The organism is [Rhizobium] kunmingense (genome assembly GCF_977018605.1).
The window spans coordinates 2,739,967-2,756,081 of the sequence record NZ_CDRNXG010000001.1 but is presented as its reverse complement, the minus strand read 5'-3'; the positions used below and the strand labels follow the sequence as shown (position 1 = coordinate 2,756,081).

The 16,115-nt window shown below is 59.6% G+C and carries 25 protein-coding genes; 3 read left to right on the top strand and 22 right to left on the bottom strand.

The window, feature by feature from the left end:
• Window positions 1-5: 5 nt before the first annotated feature.
• From AC0JZ4_RS13195 to AC0JZ4_RS13090, 22 genes are all read right to left on the bottom strand, one after another.
• Window positions 6-392: a DUF6511 domain-containing protein gene (locus AC0JZ4_RS13195; protein WP_471886825.1), complete on the bottom strand. Its 387-nt coding sequence runs from the start codon at window positions 390-392 to the stop codon at window positions 6-8.
• Entirely contained in the window at window positions 389-718 is a 330-nt protein-coding gene (locus AC0JZ4_RS13190; protein ID WP_471886824.1) for a hypothetical protein, read from the bottom strand. Before AC0JZ4_RS13190 ends, AC0JZ4_RS13195 begins: the two co-directional genes overlap by 4 nt.
• On the bottom strand, window positions 715-1,770 hold the full coding sequence (locus tag AC0JZ4_RS13185; protein WP_471886823.1) for a DNA-methyltransferase: 1,056 nt from the start codon (window positions 1,768-1,770) through the stop codon (window positions 715-717). Before AC0JZ4_RS13185 ends, AC0JZ4_RS13190 begins: the two co-directional genes overlap by 4 nt.
• Window positions 1,771-1,847: 77 nt before the next feature.
• Window positions 1,848-2,063 carry a hypothetical protein gene (locus AC0JZ4_RS13180; RefSeq protein ID WP_471886822.1) on the bottom strand — a complete coding sequence of 72 codons (216 nt, stop codon included), beginning with the start codon at window positions 2,061-2,063 and terminating at the stop codon, window positions 1,848-1,850.
• Window positions 2,060-2,383 carry a hypothetical protein gene (locus tag AC0JZ4_RS13175; protein WP_471886821.1) on the bottom strand — a complete coding sequence of 108 codons (324 nt, stop codon included), beginning with the start codon at window positions 2,381-2,383 and terminating at the stop codon, window positions 2,060-2,062. Before AC0JZ4_RS13175 ends, AC0JZ4_RS13180 begins: the two co-directional genes overlap by 4 nt.
• A complete protein-coding gene (locus AC0JZ4_RS13170; RefSeq protein ID WP_471886820.1) occupies window positions 2,383-3,111 on the bottom strand; it encodes a hypothetical protein in 729 nt (242 codons plus the stop codon). The genes AC0JZ4_RS13175 and AC0JZ4_RS13170 overlap by 1 nt, the downstream gene beginning before the upstream one ends.
• Window positions 3,108-3,596, bottom strand: coding sequence for a hypothetical protein (locus tag AC0JZ4_RS13165; protein ID WP_471886819.1), 489 nt, complete (start codon window positions 3,594-3,596; stop codon window positions 3,108-3,110). The genes AC0JZ4_RS13170 and AC0JZ4_RS13165 overlap by 4 nt, the downstream gene beginning before the upstream one ends.
• Before the next feature lie 91 nt (window positions 3,597-3,687).
• A complete protein-coding gene (locus AC0JZ4_RS13160) occupies window positions 3,688-5,415 on the bottom strand; it encodes a DEAD/DEAH box helicase (protein WP_471886818.1) in 1,728 nt (575 codons plus the stop codon).
• Entirely contained in the window at window positions 5,415-5,948 is a 534-nt protein-coding gene (locus AC0JZ4_RS13155; RefSeq protein ID WP_471886817.1) for a sigma-70 family RNA polymerase sigma factor, read from the bottom strand. The genes AC0JZ4_RS13160 and AC0JZ4_RS13155 overlap by 1 nt, the downstream gene beginning before the upstream one ends.
• Entirely contained in the window at window positions 5,945-6,190 is a 246-nt protein-coding gene (locus AC0JZ4_RS13150) for a hypothetical protein (protein ID WP_471886816.1), read from the bottom strand. The genes AC0JZ4_RS13155 and AC0JZ4_RS13150 overlap by 4 nt, the downstream gene beginning before the upstream one ends.
• Before the next feature lie 22 nt (window positions 6,191-6,212).
• Window positions 6,213-7,145 (bottom strand): oxidoreductase, encoded by a 933-nt coding sequence (locus AC0JZ4_RS13145; protein ID WP_471886815.1) that lies wholly within the window; start codon window positions 7,143-7,145, stop codon window positions 6,213-6,215.
• A 282-nt stretch (window positions 7,146-7,427) separates the two neighbouring features.
• Window positions 7,428-8,483: a DNA polymerase III subunit beta gene (dnaN, locus tag AC0JZ4_RS13140; protein ID WP_471886814.1), complete on the bottom strand. Its 1,056-nt coding sequence runs from the start codon at window positions 8,481-8,483 to the stop codon at window positions 7,428-7,430.
• Window positions 8,484-8,540: 57 nt separating this feature from the next.
• The gene (locus AC0JZ4_RS13135) at window positions 8,541-8,741 is read right to left on the bottom strand and encodes a hypothetical protein (protein WP_471886813.1); all 201 of its coding nucleotides are present in this window, start codon (window positions 8,739-8,741) and stop codon (window positions 8,541-8,543) included.
• On the bottom strand, window positions 8,741-9,373 hold the full coding sequence (locus tag AC0JZ4_RS13130) for a hypothetical protein (protein ID WP_471886812.1): 633 nt from the start codon (window positions 9,371-9,373) through the stop codon (window positions 8,741-8,743). Before AC0JZ4_RS13130 ends, AC0JZ4_RS13135 begins: the two co-directional genes overlap by 1 nt.
• A gap of 245 nt (window positions 9,374-9,618) precedes the next feature.
• Window positions 9,619-10,431 carry an ATP-binding protein gene (locus AC0JZ4_RS13125; protein ID WP_471886811.1) on the bottom strand — a complete coding sequence of 271 codons (813 nt, stop codon included), beginning with the start codon at window positions 10,429-10,431 and terminating at the stop codon, window positions 9,619-9,621.
• Window positions 10,432-10,454: 23 nt separating this feature from the next.
• Window positions 10,455-11,306, bottom strand: a complete 852-nt coding sequence (locus tag AC0JZ4_RS13120; protein ID WP_471886810.1) for a prohibitin family protein — start codon at window positions 11,304-11,306, stop codon at window positions 10,455-10,457.
• A gap of 115 nt (window positions 11,307-11,421) precedes the next feature.
• Complete coding sequence (locus tag AC0JZ4_RS13115; RefSeq protein ID WP_471886809.1) at window positions 11,422-11,598, bottom strand: hypothetical protein; 177 nt, start codon at window positions 11,596-11,598, stop codon at window positions 11,422-11,424.
• A complete protein-coding gene (locus tag AC0JZ4_RS13110) occupies window positions 11,595-11,942 on the bottom strand; it encodes a hypothetical protein (protein ID WP_471886808.1) in 348 nt (115 codons plus the stop codon). The genes AC0JZ4_RS13115 and AC0JZ4_RS13110 overlap by 4 nt, the downstream gene beginning before the upstream one ends.
• On the bottom strand, window positions 11,939-12,247 hold the full coding sequence (locus AC0JZ4_RS13105) for a hypothetical protein (RefSeq protein ID WP_471886807.1): 309 nt from the start codon (window positions 12,245-12,247) through the stop codon (window positions 11,939-11,941). The genes AC0JZ4_RS13110 and AC0JZ4_RS13105 overlap by 4 nt, the downstream gene beginning before the upstream one ends.
• Window positions 12,248-12,310: 63 nt before the next feature.
• A complete protein-coding gene (locus AC0JZ4_RS13100; protein WP_471886806.1) occupies window positions 12,311-13,441 on the bottom strand; it encodes a hypothetical protein in 1,131 nt (376 codons plus the stop codon).
• A gap of 2 nt (window positions 13,442-13,443) precedes the next feature.
• A complete protein-coding gene (locus AC0JZ4_RS13095; RefSeq protein WP_471886805.1) occupies window positions 13,444-13,716 on the bottom strand; it encodes a hypothetical protein in 273 nt (90 codons plus the stop codon).
• On the bottom strand, window positions 13,713-14,027 hold the full coding sequence (locus tag AC0JZ4_RS13090) for a hypothetical protein (protein WP_471886804.1): 315 nt from the start codon (window positions 14,025-14,027) through the stop codon (window positions 13,713-13,715). The genes AC0JZ4_RS13095 and AC0JZ4_RS13090 overlap by 4 nt, the downstream gene beginning before the upstream one ends.
• 755 nt (window positions 14,028-14,782) lie before the next feature.
• Here AC0JZ4_RS13090 and AC0JZ4_RS13085 point away from each other — a divergent pair.
• The 3 genes from AC0JZ4_RS13085 (at window position 14,783) to AC0JZ4_RS13075 (ending at window position 16,110) form a co-directional block, all read left to right on the top strand.
• Window positions 14,783-15,508 carry a S24 family peptidase gene (locus tag AC0JZ4_RS13085; RefSeq protein WP_471886803.1) on the top strand — a complete coding sequence of 242 codons (726 nt, stop codon included), beginning with the start codon at window positions 14,783-14,785 and terminating at the stop codon, window positions 15,506-15,508.
• 105 nt (window positions 15,509-15,613) lie between these two features.
• Window positions 15,614-15,943 (top strand): hypothetical protein, encoded by a 330-nt coding sequence (locus AC0JZ4_RS13080; protein WP_471886802.1) that lies wholly within the window; start codon window positions 15,614-15,616, stop codon window positions 15,941-15,943.
• Entirely contained in the window at window positions 15,940-16,110 is a 171-nt protein-coding gene (locus AC0JZ4_RS13075; RefSeq protein WP_471886801.1) for a hypothetical protein, read from the top strand. The genes AC0JZ4_RS13080 and AC0JZ4_RS13075 overlap by 4 nt, the downstream gene beginning before the upstream one ends.
• Window positions 16,111-16,115: the final 5 nt, after the last annotated feature.

Below are 16,115 nucleotides of genomic sequence, written 5' to 3'. Positions count from 1 at the left end.
CTTCATCAAAACGGCGACTCCTTCAAAGCTTCCCGCACCCCACGAATGCACCCCTCCCATGCGCTCTTCACGAGCATTCGCGCGCCGAGCTCGTCCATGTGCGCAAGGTCGGTAATGCCGCCGTTGTCCTGGATGTATTCGCCGACTGCCTCGACGCCGGCATCCAGCGCCTGCAACTCGAAGACCGAAAGCCGGTCGAACTTGGCAAGGTCATGAACCGCCACAACGCATCCTTTGCAGAGAAAACCCGGGTCGATCATCTTGCCGCCCTTCTTTAGTGCCCTGCCGAGGCCCATGGCCACGCGGCCGCAGGCCATGCAGGTGGTGGGGTTGTGGTCGTCGTCGACCGTCGGTGTGATAGGTAGGACAGGGTTGCCGGGGATTTTGGTCATGCTGCCACCGCCTTCGACAACGCCATGGCATCGCCGTGCCGATAGTTTGCCCATGGATCTCCATGCCATCCGCCGGTCAGGCGGTAGAACGGCTCCTGATCCCACTTCCCTCGATTGACCTGCTTGCAGCCCTTGATGCCGTCGGGGTTGCCATCCGAAAGGTCGCGGAAGACATGATAGGCAGGCGTTGCAATGCCGGCTTCGTCGGCTTCCTTTAGCAGACCCTCGAAGCGCTGCTGCCAGTCGATCGGCATAGCCTCAAGAGCCAAGCGCGGTATGACAAGATACGGCGTCCGGTAAAGGCGCGATCCGAAAACGTCGGTCATGCTGCCACCTGCGCAAAAAGGCCACCATCGGCCTCAAGTCTCCGCTTGGTGATATCCGCATATTCGGGATTGAGCTCGATAAGGATCGCGTTACGCCCCATACGCTCAGCAACGAGTGCGGTCGTGCCAGCGCCGCCAAACGGGTCTAGAACGGTGCCGCCAACCGGGCATCCCGCAAGAATGCAACGCTCGGCAAGCTCAGGCGGAAATGTAGCAAAGTGAGCCTCTGAGAACGGCTTTGTCGCGATCGGCCAGACATCCACCGGAGCCGGTTCATAATTGCGTAGATTCCGCCCCTCACCGCGAGGCGTGCTCTCGATACCGGTATGGTTGATATGACCGGCATGTCGGGGATCCGCGACATCAGATGCACGGACCTTCTCGCGTGGTTTCCGAATGGGAATAGACTTGGCGAAGTTGGCCTTCTTGACCTTGCCGGAGCCATCGTCCTCAACCTCGTTACGCACCGTCCCGTACGTGGTAAGCGTCTTTGGCTTCAGGTCGAAACGCACAGCCTCAGCGTCGTACCAATAGCGCGCCGATTTGGTCAGCATGAAGATCTTCTCGTGGGCGGTGCCTGGTCGATCCTTCACGCTGTCGGGCATTGGATTGGTTTTGCCCCACACGATCTCAGAGCGAACCCACCAGCCAGCCTCTTGCAGCGCGATGGCGAGCCGGTTCGGGACCATGCAGAGATCCTTCGGCTTGAGGATTCCCTGAACTGTCGAAAACGGCTTGTCTCGGAAAGTACGGTCGTCCGTACCCGCTGCCTTCGTGGCCGCCGCACTCCGACCGTTCGGGGCAGTCGCATAGCAGTCGCCATAGTTGACCCACAGCGTGCCAGTCGGTTTAAGGACACGCTTCACCAGCGAGAACACATGGACCATTACGGCCAGATGCTCTGCGAGAGTTGGCTCTAGGCCGATCTGTCCTTCAACTCCGTAGTCTCTAAGTCCCCAGTACGGGGGTGAGGTGACGACGCAATCGATGCTGTCAGCGTCAAGCTGCAACAGCTGATCACGCACGTCGCCAATCATCAGGCGCGTTGCCATATAGTCTCCTCTTGTGGTGCTTTGCGCGGTGGTGGCGAGCTAGTTCGTCCGAAATTTCGGTACAAACTCTGGACGGTTTATTTCTTGGTGCCGGAGTAGCTCGCCCCGAGCGGCCCGTAGAGCGTCAATGTCCACTCCGGCCCGTAGCTCGCTGCGCAGGTTTGCACCACGCTCTCCTCAACATATCCGCCGTCGACGATCCCCATACCGTAGAGCGTCATATTTTCTAGCGGAAGCTGGATCTCTCCGGTCTCGTCGTTGCGGGCGATGACGACGTATTGGCTGCTGCTCACACCGCCTCCATCTTGTAGTCGCAGTAGAATTCGACCACGCCGAAATCCATACCCAGAGAAGGCGAGTAGCCATCCTCGGCGACATCGTCTGGCATCTCGATCCGGTCGCAGATTACGGATCTAGCAACCATTCGGCCATCGCCGGGCTCATTGGCATTTTCCGACTCGTAGATCACGATGCCCTCAACATATTCCGGCCATTCCGGATCGCAGTCTTCGCGATAGGTGTCGATCAAGCTACGGGCTTCGCGCATCGCAAAGCCGAGGCTCTGATATGCAGCGTATTCGTCGGCGCCGGGGTCATAGACGTAGAAGGTCATCACCGAGCCACCTTGTCTTCAACGATCGAGAACCCCTCGATAGAGCGCACGCCGCTGCGTACCTTCTCCTCAGCCATAGACAAGGCAAGCGCCATGAAGTCGCCCGGCGCAAGCAGGTAAGCCCATTCCAGAGCCTTCTCCTCGTCGACGATGTTGACGTTCCACACCGACCGCAACCCCAAGCCTGTCGTCGCGGCCTTGTCGGCACGCTTCGCGCCGCGCGCCAGCTTCTTCGCATCGGCCAGCAGTTCCTCGGCTTCCTCGCGAGCGGCAAGGTTGCCGGACGACGATCGGATTGCGGCTTGTGCTTCGGCCAGAGCGGCCGCTGCTTCGGCCACCTGATTTGCGGCCTCGGCAGCCTTTTTATCGGCGACCTTTTTGCGCCACGGCGCGAGCAACGCGCCGAGTGTCGACTTGGCGAGGTCCACTCTGCCCTTCTTCGGCTGGATGTACTTGTTGTAGCGGTCCTGGATCTCCTTGACCTTCTCGTCGAGCGGCTTCTTCTCCTCGACGCGCAGCGCATCGGCTTTCTTGCCGGCCTCGTGCAGGCCGTCATACAAGCGCTCGATAGCGTCGTGCATGTCCTGGCTGGAGATGGCCTCGCCGTCGGCGAAATTCTTGGCCTCGTCAAAGAGGTCGTCGATCTCGGTGAAGATGGCTATGTATGGCGGATGGTTGTGCGTCTTGGGGACGGAGCCGGCGATGTCGGTGGGGTTGAACTCGCTCATGCCGCCACCTGCACCTGTGCCCGGCGAGCAAGCTCCGCGTTCACCTTGTCTTGCGCCGCTTCGTGAGTAGCCTCGTCGACCTCGAAGTCGTCGTCGCTTTCAGAATCTGCCGCGGCGGGAAGAACCGCGTAGTAGCGCGTCTCGATCACGCCGCCACGCGAAACGGCGGCCACTGTGCCGTCTTTATCCCACTCCAAAACTTCGAAGGGGTGGTCGACGCAGGCGTCGGAAGACGTGTCATCCTCTGGCCAATACCATTGGCAGCCGTTCTCTTTACCTCGAAGGTCGGCAACCTGTTTGCGCAAGCCAGCAATCTCATATGCCAGCGCCACGTGGAGATTGTCAGGACCGTTGTCGCGGAAAGCCGGCCACTCTTCGCCGTAACGAAGTGCCTCCCACGTGCCAGGTGATGTCTGCTGGATGGTATATTTGCCGTCATTGACGGTCACAGAAATCAGGCCATCGTCGGCCGCTCTCTCGCTCATATTCGTCTCCTCTTGTGGTGTGGTCTTCTTCGGCGTTAGTGAGGCGCCTCATGCTCATGACAACGGCGGTTACATTGCCCATCGTCAACCGTCAGAACGGTATGTCATCCCAATCCTCCTGCATCCACGCAGGCTTGTTGTCGTTCGCCGGCGGCTCGCGGTTATCATTCGCCGGTGCGACGCGGTGGGCGGCAATGTCCGGGTATTTCGGGTTGCGGCCGTAATCCAGTTGCACCTCAATCGTGTCCATCAGCTCGTGCTGGCGCTCGAGGAACTCGATGACGCCATTTGGATAAGGCGTCTTACCGCCGTGGGTCATCCACCAGCGGTTGGCCTTAGACTTCGGGAAACCAGTGTGAGCGCAGCAGATCCATTCGTTGACAGACTTCATTCCGACGAGATACGTCACCTTCACCGAATCCGGCTTTCCCTCTTTGCCAGGGTGATGGAAGAAGCTGCGCGATGAGACCTCGTGCCATGGCTTCTCTGTCGAGAGCACAGGCGTCAGATCTGCCTTGGCAGTGATCTTCTCCTCCTCATTCGGTGGGAAGATATAGCCGCAGCACTGGCACTCCATGATCGATATGGCGATGAGCTCGCCGCAACCGCACTTGCCTTGGATGTCGTGCTTATCCTGCGGGCATAGCTTTCTTGGCTGGTCGCCAAGCCCCTTGCCCGGTTCGCGAGGCCGGATTTGGTCGATTGGACCATGATATGCGAGGTTCTTGCCGTGGTCTGCAACGAGGCAATCGGTCTTGCCCGGGAAGTTGCGAGTGCCCCGACCGAGGATCTGCACCAGTTTTCCCGCCGATTTCGTCGAGAGGATCAGGCTGATGAAATCGACCCACGGAAAGTTAGTGCCTGTCGTGATCATGCTCACCGATGAGATGGCCCAATACTTCCCAGCCTTGAAGCCCTCGAAGATCTCCTTTGTCTGGTGCGCGTTGTCACTAGTGAGGACAGCGCAGGGCCGGCCATAGCGGCGGATCGCCTCGGCAATGTGGTTGGCGTTCTCCTTGCTGGTCGAGAAGAATAGGCCGGCACGCCTGCCCTCAGATAGTGCCATGTCCTCGGCGATGGCCTCCTCGATGATCTGCTCGGCGGCTTCCGACACTTGACCGGGAATGTACTCGCCGCCGCGCGTGCCAACGCCCTTCAGGTCAATCTTCGCCGCGGTCTTCTGGCTGGTCAGGCGCGTGAGGTAGCCCTGCTCGATAAGCTCGCCGATGCCAATCTCATATACCACGTCATCGAACAGCTTGAACTTGGCGGTTTCGCCAGTGATCGGATCAACTGCGCCGTCCTCGTCGAGCGCATCAGTCAAGCGGCCCGAATCCATCCGGTAGTCGGTCGCGGTCGTGCCGCAGGTCCGGCTGTCCGGATTGTGCTCGCGCACCGATCGAAAGAATTTGCCGTATTGCGTGTTGGCGTTCCGGCTGATGCCGTGCGCCTCGTCGACGATGATGAGATCGATATCGCCAAGCTGCTCGACCTTGTTCCAGACCGACTGGATGCCGCAGAACAGCACCTGCGCGTGCGCGTCACGACGGTTAAGGCCGGCAGAATAGATGCCGGACGGCGCGAACGGCGACAGGCCGATGAACTCCTTGAAGTTCTGCTCGACCAGGCGGGCGTCGTGGGTGATGTTGAGGATGCGCATCGACGGGAAGTCGGCGAGTAGCTCCTCAATGAGTTTGGCAATCACGAGTGCCTTGCCGGCGCCTGTCGGCAGAACGATGAGCCCATTGCCGCCGCCCTCGGCCCAGTATTTGTAGAGCTCGTCGAGCGCATTTCTTTGATAATAACGGAGCTCAAGCATCAGGCGGCCATCCCGAGGCGCTTTTTGAGCAGCTTGCGTGCCGCGACGACCTTTATGCCAGCATTTTGCTTGGTGGTCCCGGTTTCAGCTCCGAGATCCTCCAGTAGTTCGCCAGAAGCATTTCGCAGCAAAACGTCACCGTTCGGAATACGGCTCAGCTTGCTAATAACATCCGCTAGATGGACGGAAACGTCCTGCGTTGCCGGGGTGCAGAGCTCGGAGAATCGATTTTCCATGGGCGATTCGTCAGCATCGCCGTCGATCGATACCGTGGGGCGACTAAGCAATGCGCGACGAGCACTAACCCGCATTGTGCTTGCGACGCTGCGGACGCGCATCTGCGCCCATGTCCTGAATGTCTCCATCCTGCAGTTTCCGGAATTGCGAAGCATCGAGGAGACCGCCTCTTGTAAAAGATCGTCTGCATCAAGCGTTCTGCCTGCGTGCCACCTCGCCATCCGGCGAAGCGCAGGCAGGTAGGCGGTCAGGGCGGCGTCGAATCCGGACGGGCGGTTGTCGTTGGCGGCGGTCATGCTGCGGTCCTCCCGACAAATGACTGGATCTCTAGCTCGATTGATTGAGCAACCATGAACGCAATAGTTGACCGGCCTTCGGCATCAAGGCCGTCGGAAGCCTGTCGCTCCCAATATTCGCGCCCCTGAGGCGTGCGGTGCCAGATGAATGCTTTTGAGAGAAATGTAATGTCGTCCAGCGCAGCGCGCGCGTAGTCGATACGCAACTGCATAGCGTCGAAGTCGTACAGCGGTGGCTGCATAGTAAGGTCTCCTCTGTGGTGTTCAGGCGGTGGTGGCGCCGTCAGTCCATTTCGTTCCGTCTGGTCGACGGTAGGTGATGGTCTCCGCCTCCTGGTCTGCCGAAACCATCTCTAGGCCGGCGAGCGTTGCGGGTATGAATAGATGAGCCGGACAAGCGGCCTTCTGATCGTCGAAAGACAGCGGTTGATGCCACCGCGCGCAGTCCCATGCGGCGTTTCCGGTCATCAGTGGCGTCGAGTGAATGCAGCTGCGGCAAGTCACGCGCGGCGTATCTTCTCCCCAGCAAACAGCCGCCTGCCGGCAGAACATGCCGCGAAAGTCGTCACGCTTTTTGCAAAGGCGGAGTGGCGGTTCGTCGGCGGCGATGATGCGCTCGAGGCGAGCTAAGAGCCGCAGGCAGTATTCCAAATCGTACTCGATCCGCTCGGCGTATCGCTCGTCAGTGTTCTTGTTGACGACGAGATAGAGCCCTCGGCTCAGACCCAGCGCATGCATGCCCAGTTGAACCTGGGCATAGTGGAGCGGCTTGGACTTCTGGCAGCCGTCCTTCTGCAGTTCCTTGAACGCCTTGTCGTTGGACGACTTGAACTCGCAGAGGTGCTCGGTTTTCGGAGCCTCCGGTAGCCCGATCGCACGGCCGTCGATCTTGCCGCGAACATGACCGGCCGAAAGCCTAATGCGGTCCTGCTGCCCTTCGACTTCGCAGCCGATTGCCTCAAGATCCGCGACGAGCCGATCTTCCCACAAGTCGCCGGTACGGAAGATGCTGATTTTCTGACCGTCGGGGCGTTCCGGGTCGGCGCACCAGCGAAAGATGAACCACAATGCGCGGTCGCAATCCGTCGCCGCCAAGCCGACACTGATGCCAAGACTGTCGTAATGCTCGTTGGTGGCCTCGTATGCCGCGTAGATGGCGGAGACGGTGCTAGATTCCGGTTTGGGTATGGGAGCCAAGCGGCATCTCCTCTGTCAATAGGCATCGCGCCGGCCGACCTAGATCCTGGCGGAAAGCAGTGCACCAAGGCTGGCCGTGACGGACGATCCATTCTTCGGGCTGTCCGCCCCATCGAGCATGCGAGAGTATCGGGCACCAACCTTCGACATGATTGCCGAACTCGTCTTCCCAATCTTCGCCGCGCTCTTCCAAGCAGTGACTGCACCAGTTGCGTTCGAAGTCGTGGCCATCGGTCGCGTTGGCGGGCCGCCACAGCCCGCCTTCTAGCTCGGTGGTGGTCATCAGACGCGCACGGGCATCAGAACGCCGTCCCATCCTTCGAGCCCGCCGGTGATCACTGTTGGCGACCCGGCACCCGCGAGCTTCAATACGACATCGCCTGCCGGCAGGACCGTAAAGATGTCTCGGACGTAGGCGGCGTTGAAACCGATATCGAAAGGCTCGCCGGTATACTCGGCCGCGACCTCGTCCTGCGCCTCGTCGACGTCGGATCGAACGGCGAGGGAAATTCCACCCGGAGCAATCGAGAACTTCACCGCGCGGCCTTTTTCGGTCGAGACCGATGCGACGCGGTCGGACGCTTTCATCATCTCATCTCGGTTGACGGTGACGACCTTGTCGTTATCCCGTGGAATGACGCGAACGTAGTCGGGGAATGTGCCGTCGATCAGCTTCGATACGATGACGAGGTCATTGTGCCGAATACGTATCTTGGTGTCTGACACTGATACGTTTGCAGATCCTTTTGGCAGCAAGCCAACGGTCTTCCGCGGCACGATAATGCCGGCGAAGTCGGGCACCAGTGGACCGCGATTGCGAGCAAGACGGTGGCCGTCAGTCGATACTGCCACGGCGATCCCGTCGACCACGTGCAAGAAGATACCATTTAGATAATAACGGGTCTCCTCGGTCGAAATGGCAAAGGCCACCGGTGCAAACAGCGCAGCCAGGTCGATCTCGAACTCCGCAGCATATGTGCCGGTGGCTAGATCAGGGTAGTCGGCGGCCGGCAGGGTCTCGAGCCTGAAGTTGGACCGGCCAGCCTTGACGTGCAGGCGGCTATCCTTGAGCTCAATCGCGATGGTGTCGCCGGCCGCCTTGCGCACGATGTCGCCGAGCAGCTTGGCGCTGACGGTAATCTTGCCGGACTTCTGGATGGTGGCCTCGGCAGTCGTCGTCGCCTGTATGTCGAGATCCGTGCCGGTGACGGACAGACTGTCGCCCTCAGCTTCGAGAAGGATGTTCGACAGAATGGGGATGGTGTTCCTGGATTCTATGACCTTGCCCACAGCGCCAACGACGCGTGCGAGTTCGGTGCGGCTGATGGTCAGCTGCATGGTGGTCTCCTCTTGTGGTGGCAGGCGAGCCGCTGGTGCGGCGGCCCGCCAAGTTGGTTAGCGCATCTGGATTGCGCCATCGGCGAGCTGGCCCGCCAGCCAGTTGCGAGGACGGTCCTCGCGGTAAGCCGGCTTCGGCGCGTCATTGACCTTCGCCAGTTTTGCCTTGATTGACTTCCACTGCTCGGCGGAGGGCGGATTTCCGCCCATCGCCTCCTCGAAGCCATCAAGCCATGCCTTGAACTCGTTGACGGTCATCACTTAGCCCAAGGATTCTTCTTGGCGCCGCCAGCGGCTGCCGGCTTGGAAGCCGTGCGATTGTCGTTCGCAGCAGGCGCGCGGTTGTCGTTGGCCGCCGCTGTCTTGGCCTTGCCGCCGAAGGGCGGGCGTCTCGCCGAGCCATCTCCGATCAATCCGAGCTCCGGAACAGGTTCCTTCGCCGCGTCATCCTCGAAGAAGAACTTGGCGATCTGGTTTTTGTCCTTGTAGCTCGTGCCGCTACCGTCGTTCTTCGGGCCGCCTTCCTGCACCTCGATCTCGACGACGAAAGGCTTGAAGAGCAGCTCGTCGGTATCGGTGTCGCCGGTCACGTTGACATCGACGGCGCGAGCCAGGCGGTCAAACATCGGCTTGCCGTACTTGTACTGTCCGAAGTTGAATCCGTCGGAGTGGACAATGGTCCAGTAGGCCCAGAACTTCTTGCCCTTGTAGGCTTCCGGCTCCTGCACTTCGAACGTGATTTCGGCTTGATGACCCTTGCTGTCGTTGGTCTCCTTCAGTTCGATGGATTCCGCCCAGATGCGGGCGTACATGTTCGGCAGAATGCCGCCACCGCCTTGCTTGTCGGTATTCTCAAAGTCTACCTCGTAGTCGAAGCCAATCTTGGCCATGCTAGTCTCCTTGCTGTGGTGGTGTGGTTAGGTTTTGATGGCGCGGTAGCTGAAGTCGTAGCCCGTCCACTCGAAGATCAGACCAGCACCATGGATGCTGTTAGCCTTGCGTTCGACGTATTCGAGCCATCGGCAGTCATTCTGACCAATGCGTACTGGGAACCAGGCAAACCAACGGTGCCACCGGCACCAGTAGTCTCGCGCGCTCTGCTTCCTCTGTCGGGCATCCGGCCCGCAGTTGAACCTCACGCTGCCTCCTCCTCTTCCTCAACAACAGCTTCTGTCGTCACGTCCTTCTGCGGCGGGAAGAATGCATTCAGGGCTGCAAATCCCTTGCCCAGCTTGAAGGCAACGGTTGGCTTCGGCATCTGATAGCGGTTGCCGGCGATAAATCCCGGCCTCTCCTGTACAGCGATGGACACGTCGCCGCCGCCCTGCCCGCGATTGGCGGTTTTCTTGAAGCCGAGGTCTTCTTTCTTGATCGACACCGGCTGGTGCAGGAAGCCGATCAGATCGGACGCATCGCAGATTGCGCTGCCGGAGTCGTCGCGGAGGTTGAGCATGTAGCGCGGGTAGCTGTCGGTGGTGACGCCCGGAACGGTCTTGGCCTTCACGTGCGCAATGAGGACGATGTAAAAGCCCGCCTTCTTGAGCTCGAGCGCCTTGTTGATGAACTCGTGCCAGATCATCTGCGCAGCCTGATAGCCGCGACCGTAGCCCGGCGCCTCGATGTCGGGCCAGTTGTTTCGAGCGCACGCCTCGGCGTGGATCATGATTTCCAGACCATCGAGCGCGTCGAGGACGAACGACCGACGGTCGTGTTCCGCCTGCAGCAGGTACTCCATCTGGTCGATGACGTCCTGGTAGGTCTCGGACACGCCGAAAGACTTCATCGGCGCGCCTGCCGACTGTCTTTCGCCTTCGCCGGTGCGGCAGTAGTAGGGTGCCGGAAATTCGGATGCGAGGGTGGTCTTGCCGAGCTTCGCGCCGCCGTAGAGCGTCACGATTGGCGGGTCGGTGTCGGAAGTGTCTTCGAGTTTGTCCCATGAAATAGCCATGTGGTCTCCTCTGTGGTGGGTGGTTACTTGATGCCGACGAACGGCAGGGCTGAACCTGGCACCATCGTGGATGGCAGGTCACCCTTCCACTTTTCGACGGCCGTCAGGTCGACGAGGCCGGGATTGTCGCGAAGCGCAGCACCGCGGGACTTGATGGCAGATGCCTCGGCTTCGCCTTTGATGCGGATTGCTTCTGCTTCAGCGGTGGCAGCGGCCCGGACGGCGTCGGCCTTGGCCTTAGCCTGCGTCACAGTGATTTCTGCCTGCACCTTCTCGCGTTCCGCGTTCTGACGAAGCTTCTGCACTTCGACTTCGGCAAGCATGCGTTGCTCGATGCTGGCCTCATAGGCATCGGAAAAGTCGATATTCTCGATTTGCACGCCTTCGATGACAATCGGGCCACCTACGTTCTTGCCGATAGCTTCACGAACCATGGCATTGAGCTTCTCGCGGTCCTGGATGGCAGAGACGGCGGTAAACTGTCCGAATACCGTCTTGATGGTCTCGTAGATGCGAGGCTGGATAAGGCGGGCCGCGATGCCCTCGGCCGATCCATAGTTGGAATAGACCTCCTTCACGGCATCCGGCAGGATGCGGTAGTTGACCGAGACGCGCATCTCGGCGGACTGCTGGTCTCGGCTGTAGGCGCCGAGCTTGTCGAAGTTGATGATCTCCGTACGAACCGTGATCTTTTCGACGCCATCCATGAACGGCATCTTGAAGCCGAGGCCAGGCGTTGCGACGCCAACTACGGCGCCGTTACGGGTGAGCACCCCGCGCTCGCCTTCGTCGATCGTGTACCAGCTGCCGAAAACAACGCTGATGCCGGCAAGGAAGATGAAAAAGCCAACGATGGCTCCGAAAATGCGTCCCATTATTTGGGTCTCCTCTTTGTGGTGGTTTTGGTGGGTTTTGGGGCGACGTAGGTGACGATTCCCAGTGCGGTGAAGGCTACGAGCACGCAGCCTCCGACCAGAGCGAGAGCGGCGGTCACAACAGCGCTCCGATGATGACGCCGACGATCAGCGCGCCGGTTGCGTAGACCCAGCACCACAGCCGCGAAGGCCGGTCAGGAATGTCGGACTTGGCGACGATAGGAGCGTCGATCGGCACGTAATCGAGCGGCGTGCCGGTGGTGGCGTAGGATGCCCATGGGGATTTGGTCATGCCGCCTCCGACGCTGACTGGATGGCGGCAACGAGTGTCTCAACTGTAACGGCTTTCTTGGCGACATAGGCCTGTTGCTGACGGTACGCTGCGTTGTAGAGGCGATGACGCCATGGAATCCAAAAGCCGAGATGGTTGTTCTCGTATTCCACTGCGGCGCTGTACTCTCTCGTCCCGGCCTGGATCTTCTCACCCCAGAACTTGACCGACAGGCCGTAGTAGCTGTTGGCGATCCAGATCGAGCACTGGATGCGCCGGTTGATGGCTTCGTATTCACTGAACTCCCATCCAGCCGATGGGTCGTTCAGGCTCGCCAGCAAGGCATTGAGAACGGCCCTTTTCATGCCGCCGCCCTCACCTCTGCAGCCAAGGCACGACGACGAGCCGCGCTGTGCATGTATATGTGCGGCCGATCCTCGCTGACCTTGGCATCAAAGACGGCACGCAGGGCGCGCTTGCGCTGGCCGCGCGTGGTGCCATCGGCAAATTTGCGGACTTCCTTGGCGGGCACGCGCCAGCCTTTGCCGCCGGCAAGCTTCTCCATCAGCGTCTTGCGACGGACGTGGTGCTCATAGCTCGTCGACGGCATGCCGAGCTTGCTGTCGTTCTCGTGCTCCTTATCGAGCACTTTCTGGAATGCTGTGGACATAGGTCTCCTCTCGCCGTGCGCTGGTTAGGCGCACGGCTGTTGCTGTGGTGAAGGTTGGTGGGGTTAGGCGGCCTTCTCGGCGAAGACCTCGACGGCCTTCTTTGCCGACAGGAGGTCAAGGCTGGCCAATTCGCGCAGGGCCTTGATTGCGCCGATCTTGTTGCCGTTGGCGGCCAAGTTCTGCCATTCGTGGGCGTAGATCTGCCCTTCGCTGACGGCCTGGGTCAGCACGTAGACGCCGAACTTCTGGCCCTTGTAGACTTGCGCCAGACGAGCAGCCTCCCCGCTTGCCTCTCCTTCGCCGGCATGGACGCGCGGATACCTCGAAGGCTTCGGCTGGCCGTCTTCGATCAGGCAGACAATGGCGGGGTTGGTCGGTGTGGCGGGAGTGACGAGTTCGAAATTTTCCGAGTTCCATCCGTCCTTTCGGCCACGCTTATTGATGAAGCGAATGCCATAGTCAGTGACTTCGGTCACCGAATAGACATCACCAGCCGAAACGGCGCCACCGAAGCTGGACTTAATCGCCCGCACCCGATCACCGACCTTGAAATTCGGCTTTACCGGATTCTCGTTGTCGTTGCTGGAATTGGCTGGCTGCTCGACGACCTCGTCGACCCATTCGGCGACGAGGTCGGGCTCATGGACGCCTTCGCCGCTCTTCATCCAGAAACGTCCGTTACCCGCTTTCTCGCGAAATTGTCCCGAGGTCCATTCGTCCATCGGCCCGACCCTCCGGCCGTCGCGCGTTTTGTAGAACTTGCCGGCTTCAATGGTGAGGGACGTGACGAGTTCGAAGTTTTTGATGAGCTCGCCTTGGCTCCACGTGTGCTCCAGGCTGCCGGTATCGTCGGTGACGAAAAGGCTGTACTCCGTGGATTTGTGGATCTGATAGATCTTACCCTTCGTATACATTCCGGATTTGAATTTTCCGAGCCAGCGGACTCGCTCGCCGACCTTCGGCACCCATTCGACTGGATCCGCCAGCTTGAGCTTATCCGGAGGCATGTAGAAGAATGCCGGGCCTGGTTTGTTGCTGAGGCCGACGTTCCATTCGTATACGCCAACAATGACGAGCGCGCCGTCGATGATGTCTCCCTGAGTTCGGCGGAAGTTCTCATTCCAGTGCCGCTCGACATCCACATTCGACGCCGCGTTATGCGTTACTCTGTCACCTACCTTGAACTTACCCATAATCACGCTCTCCCCTGCGGCTTCACGCCGCGCAAATAGTCTTCGAAATTGATGATGACGGCCGTCGGCGGCTCTTCCGCATTGGCCGGCGGCGCGTCCTCGTCTGCGATCTCTCGCAGTTCCCACTCGTGGAAAGACATTGTTTCGAGCGTCGGGCTGGTGCGGATAACCGCAAGGCTTCCCATGAAGCCTATGACAATGCCGACGATGTCGGTGTTCATCTTGTGCTCGACGACGTCACCGACGTCGATACCTCCGCAATCAGGGCAACTCATGCCGCCACCGCCATTTCCGGCATGCGGTTGTCGTTCGCCACAACGCGGGGATCCAGGCAACAAAGGCGCGGGAGCGTGACCGGCATAAGGCCGGATGTCGTGGAGCACCCGCCGTTGTGGGCGGACATGACCGTGATGCGGTCGGGGTGCTCGGTGCGAGCCGGGCGGGCCGGTTTGCGGCCGTTGAAGGCGTCGATGACGGTTTTCTTACCGCATCCGTAGAAATCAGCGAGTGTCTGGTAGCTTGCGCCGCTGCGCTTCATTTCACGAAGCACGGAAAGTGCCTCGGCCGAGATTGCTCTAGGTCTCATTTGGTCTCCTCAATAGTCCCTGGTGGTGTCAGGGTGGCGAATGTCTGGTGGTTACATTGGGTGTACGCAAGTGCGCTTGTTGCGAAAGATTGACAGTCTGCCGCGGAAGGCATATCTCTTTCGTGTGGCCATGCTTCAAAACATGGTCTCCTCATGAACTGAGGGAGGCTGTGGTGGCCGTTGATCTCAGTTTAAAACGGGGCGGATCCGGGTGGTACCGGGTCTTAACGCCCCGTTTGTTTTTTTCGGGGGCGGTGCAGGCCGGCAGCGATAACGCGCCGGCCTGCGTCTCCTCGACCTCAACGCAGTTAGTAGCTGCGTCGATGGAACCCTAAAAGGCGCTCCTATAAAAAGGAAAAGCCGCCCTCATGGCGGCTTATGGTATTCGAGGGCTCTTCTCCTGCCCCCATGCTGTTCCGTTCGTCTTCTTCTGCCGCACAATCCATTCGTCATTTTAATCCTCCAATTATTCTGGCCGGTCTCTGGGTCTTCAATCCCGTTGGGAGCGGGTTGCCCTGTTGGCTCTTCTTGGCGGCCCGCGCTCCTGCGCTGGCCAGCTTCTTTTATTCTCGTGGAGCTTCGCTCTTCTTCTTGGTATTGGTTCGTCGTGGTTCGCCATGTTTTCGTCCTCCATCTGGCCCCCGCCATCTGGTGACAATCACAATTTGTACCAGTTGTACCCGCCAGTCAAGCGCTTGTTTGTGTTTTTGTGGAATAAATTGTAGAAGTCCGAAAAAACAATAAGGGCAGCCTCAATGTCACGTCTTTCCGACACCATTTCGTCGATCGCCGCAGAGCGAAATTTGAACCAGGCAGAGCTTGCAGACATGTTCGACATGAGCCAGCAGGCGGTCTCCGAGCTGATGCGCGGAAACACGGCCAATCCACGAAAGTGGCGGACCATCGCCAAGTCGCTCGGCATTCCCGAACTCGAGATGCAAGCGATGATGATCGAGGCGACTAATGAAATGGAAGATAAGGCTCTGATTGAGCGAGGCGTGGTCCACATCGGCAGGGCGCTTGCGTCATCGCCGCCCTTTCCCGACGCCCGCATTCTCGGCCCAATCTCGACGCCAGGCAAGGAGCGCATGATCCCCGTCCTCGGCGAAGCGGTTGGCGGTGTCGACGGCGAATACAGCTTCAATGGCCACATCCTCGATTACGTCGCCTGCCCGCCCTCCCTCGCCAATGTCGCCAACGCCTATGCGGTCTACATCGATGGAGAATCGATGTTCCCGCGCTACAAGTCTGGCGAGACAGTCTACGTCCATCCCACCAAGCCTGCGCGGCGCGGCGATGACGTGATTATACAGGTCCGACCCAACTCGGAAGATGTGCCGCCCTTCGGCTACGTAAAGGAATTTGTTGGCTGGACCGGATCCGAGTTGGTGCTCAAGCAGTACAACCCCGCATCAGAAGTTCGATTCGCTCGAGACGAAGTGGTAAGCGTTCATCCGATCATTCTTGCGGGCAAATACTAATTAAACAGGTTTTACCACTTTTACCTGTTGACGATCTCAGGCGGCCGACATATGCTTCTCCTCACTCGCCCCACCACGGCGGGCTTCACCACAGAGGAGACCATCATGAGACCTGCACTCAACATCGACTTCGACCACGACTACACCCCGACGAATGCTGCCGGCTCGGCAGAGCCAATGCAGCGCCCCGACCACAAGTCCAAGCGCCATCCGCGCCCGCGCCGCAATGAAAAGGTCGGCGGCGGGCATTTTGTGTTTCGCCGCGGCGGTCGCACTGGCCGCATCAAGACCGGCTCGATCCTCGCCGGCAAGCTCCCTTTCGAACATCCTGACATCGACTCGGCTCGCACCGAGGCTGAGCGCCTGCAGAATCTGCACGGCGGGCGCTACGACGTGTTTTCTATGAGCGCGGTTGTCGACGGGAACGCCGCTTGATCGGCCCGCGCCGCATCGAACTGACGCCCATTCATAAGCACATTGTCGAAACACAGAGCGCGCTCACGCACGCAATGTTCTTTGTCGTGCTCGTGATGCTGACTGCCGGCGTCGGATACCAACTCGTGCAGATGGAGCGGCACATGGCCGCTGACGCGCGGGTCTAACAAGC

What these genes read in the sequence shown, in the direction of transcription:
- AC0JZ4_RS13195 (WP_471886825.1), bottom strand. Translation starts at nt 392, where the DNA reads ATGACCAAAATCCCCGGCAACCCTGTCCTACCTATCACACCGACGGTC.
- AC0JZ4_RS13125 (WP_471886811.1), bottom strand. Translation starts at nt 10,431, where the DNA reads ATGGCTATTTCATGGGACAAACTCGAAGACACTTCCGACACCGACCCG.
- AC0JZ4_RS13160 (WP_471886818.1), bottom strand. Translation starts at nt 5,415, where the DNA reads ATGCTTGAGCTCCGTTATTATCAAAGAAATGCGCTCGACGAGCTCTAC.
- AC0JZ4_RS13105 (WP_471886807.1), bottom strand. Translation starts at nt 12,247, where the DNA reads ATGTCCACAGCATTCCAGAAAGTGCTCGATAAGGAGCACGAGAACGAC.
- AC0JZ4_RS13170 (WP_471886820.1), bottom strand. Translation starts at nt 3,111, where the DNA reads ATGAGCGAGTTCAACCCCACCGACATCGCCGGCTCCGTCCCCAAGACG.
- AC0JZ4_RS13155 (WP_471886817.1), bottom strand. Translation starts at nt 5,948, where the DNA reads ATGACCGCCGCCAACGACAACCGCCCGTCCGGATTCGACGCCGCCCTG.
- AC0JZ4_RS13130 (WP_471886812.1), bottom strand. Translation starts at nt 9,373, where the DNA reads ATGGCCAAGATTGGCTTCGACTACGAGGTAGACTTTGAGAATACCGAC.
- AC0JZ4_RS13110 (WP_471886808.1), bottom strand. Translation starts at nt 11,942, where the DNA reads ATGAAAAGGGCCGTTCTCAATGCCTTGCTGGCGAGCCTGAACGACCCA.
- AC0JZ4_RS13185 (WP_471886823.1), bottom strand. Translation starts at nt 1,770, where the DNA reads ATGGCAACGCGCCTGATGATTGGCGACGTGCGTGATCAGCTGTTGCAG.
- AC0JZ4_RS13190 (WP_471886824.1), bottom strand. Translation starts at nt 718, where the DNA reads ATGACCGACGTTTTCGGATCGCGCCTTTACCGGACGCCGTATCTTGTC.
- AC0JZ4_RS13115 (WP_471886809.1), bottom strand. Translation starts at nt 11,598, where the DNA reads ATGACCAAATCCCCATGGGCATCCTACGCCACCACCGGCACGCCGCTC.
- AC0JZ4_RS13150 (WP_471886816.1), bottom strand. Translation starts at nt 6,190, where the DNA reads ATGCAGCCACCGCTGTACGACTTCGACGCTATGCAGTTGCGTATCGAC.
- AC0JZ4_RS13165 (WP_471886819.1), bottom strand. Translation starts at nt 3,596, where the DNA reads ATGAGCGAGAGAGCGGCCGACGATGGCCTGATTTCTGTGACCGTCAAT.
- AC0JZ4_RS13080 (WP_471886802.1), top strand. Translation starts at nt 15,614, where the DNA reads ATGAGACCTGCACTCAACATCGACTTCGACCACGACTACACCCCGACG.
- AC0JZ4_RS13135 (WP_471886813.1), bottom strand. Translation starts at nt 8,741, where the DNA reads ATGACCGTCAACGAGTTCAAGGCATGGCTTGATGGCTTCGAGGAGGCG.
- AC0JZ4_RS13100 (WP_471886806.1), bottom strand. Translation starts at nt 13,441, where the DNA reads ATGGGTAAGTTCAAGGTAGGTGACAGAGTAACGCATAACGCGGCGTCG.
- AC0JZ4_RS13095 (WP_471886805.1), bottom strand. Translation starts at nt 13,716, where the DNA reads ATGAGTTGCCCTGATTGCGGAGGTATCGACGTCGGTGACGTCGTCGAG.
- AC0JZ4_RS13120 (WP_471886810.1), bottom strand. Translation starts at nt 11,306, where the DNA reads ATGGGACGCATTTTCGGAGCCATCGTTGGCTTTTTCATCTTCCTTGCC.
- AC0JZ4_RS13085 (WP_471886803.1), top strand. Translation starts at nt 14,783, where the DNA reads ATGTCACGTCTTTCCGACACCATTTCGTCGATCGCCGCAGAGCGAAAT.
- AC0JZ4_RS13090 (WP_471886804.1), bottom strand. Translation starts at nt 14,027, where the DNA reads ATGAGACCTAGAGCAATCTCGGCCGAGGCACTTTCCGTGCTTCGTGAA.
- AC0JZ4_RS13175 (WP_471886821.1), bottom strand. Translation starts at nt 2,383, where the DNA reads ATGACCTTCTACGTCTATGACCCCGGCGCCGACGAATACGCTGCATAT.
- dnaN (WP_471886814.1), bottom strand. Translation starts at nt 8,483, where the DNA reads ATGCAGCTGACCATCAGCCGCACCGAACTCGCACGCGTCGTTGGCGCT.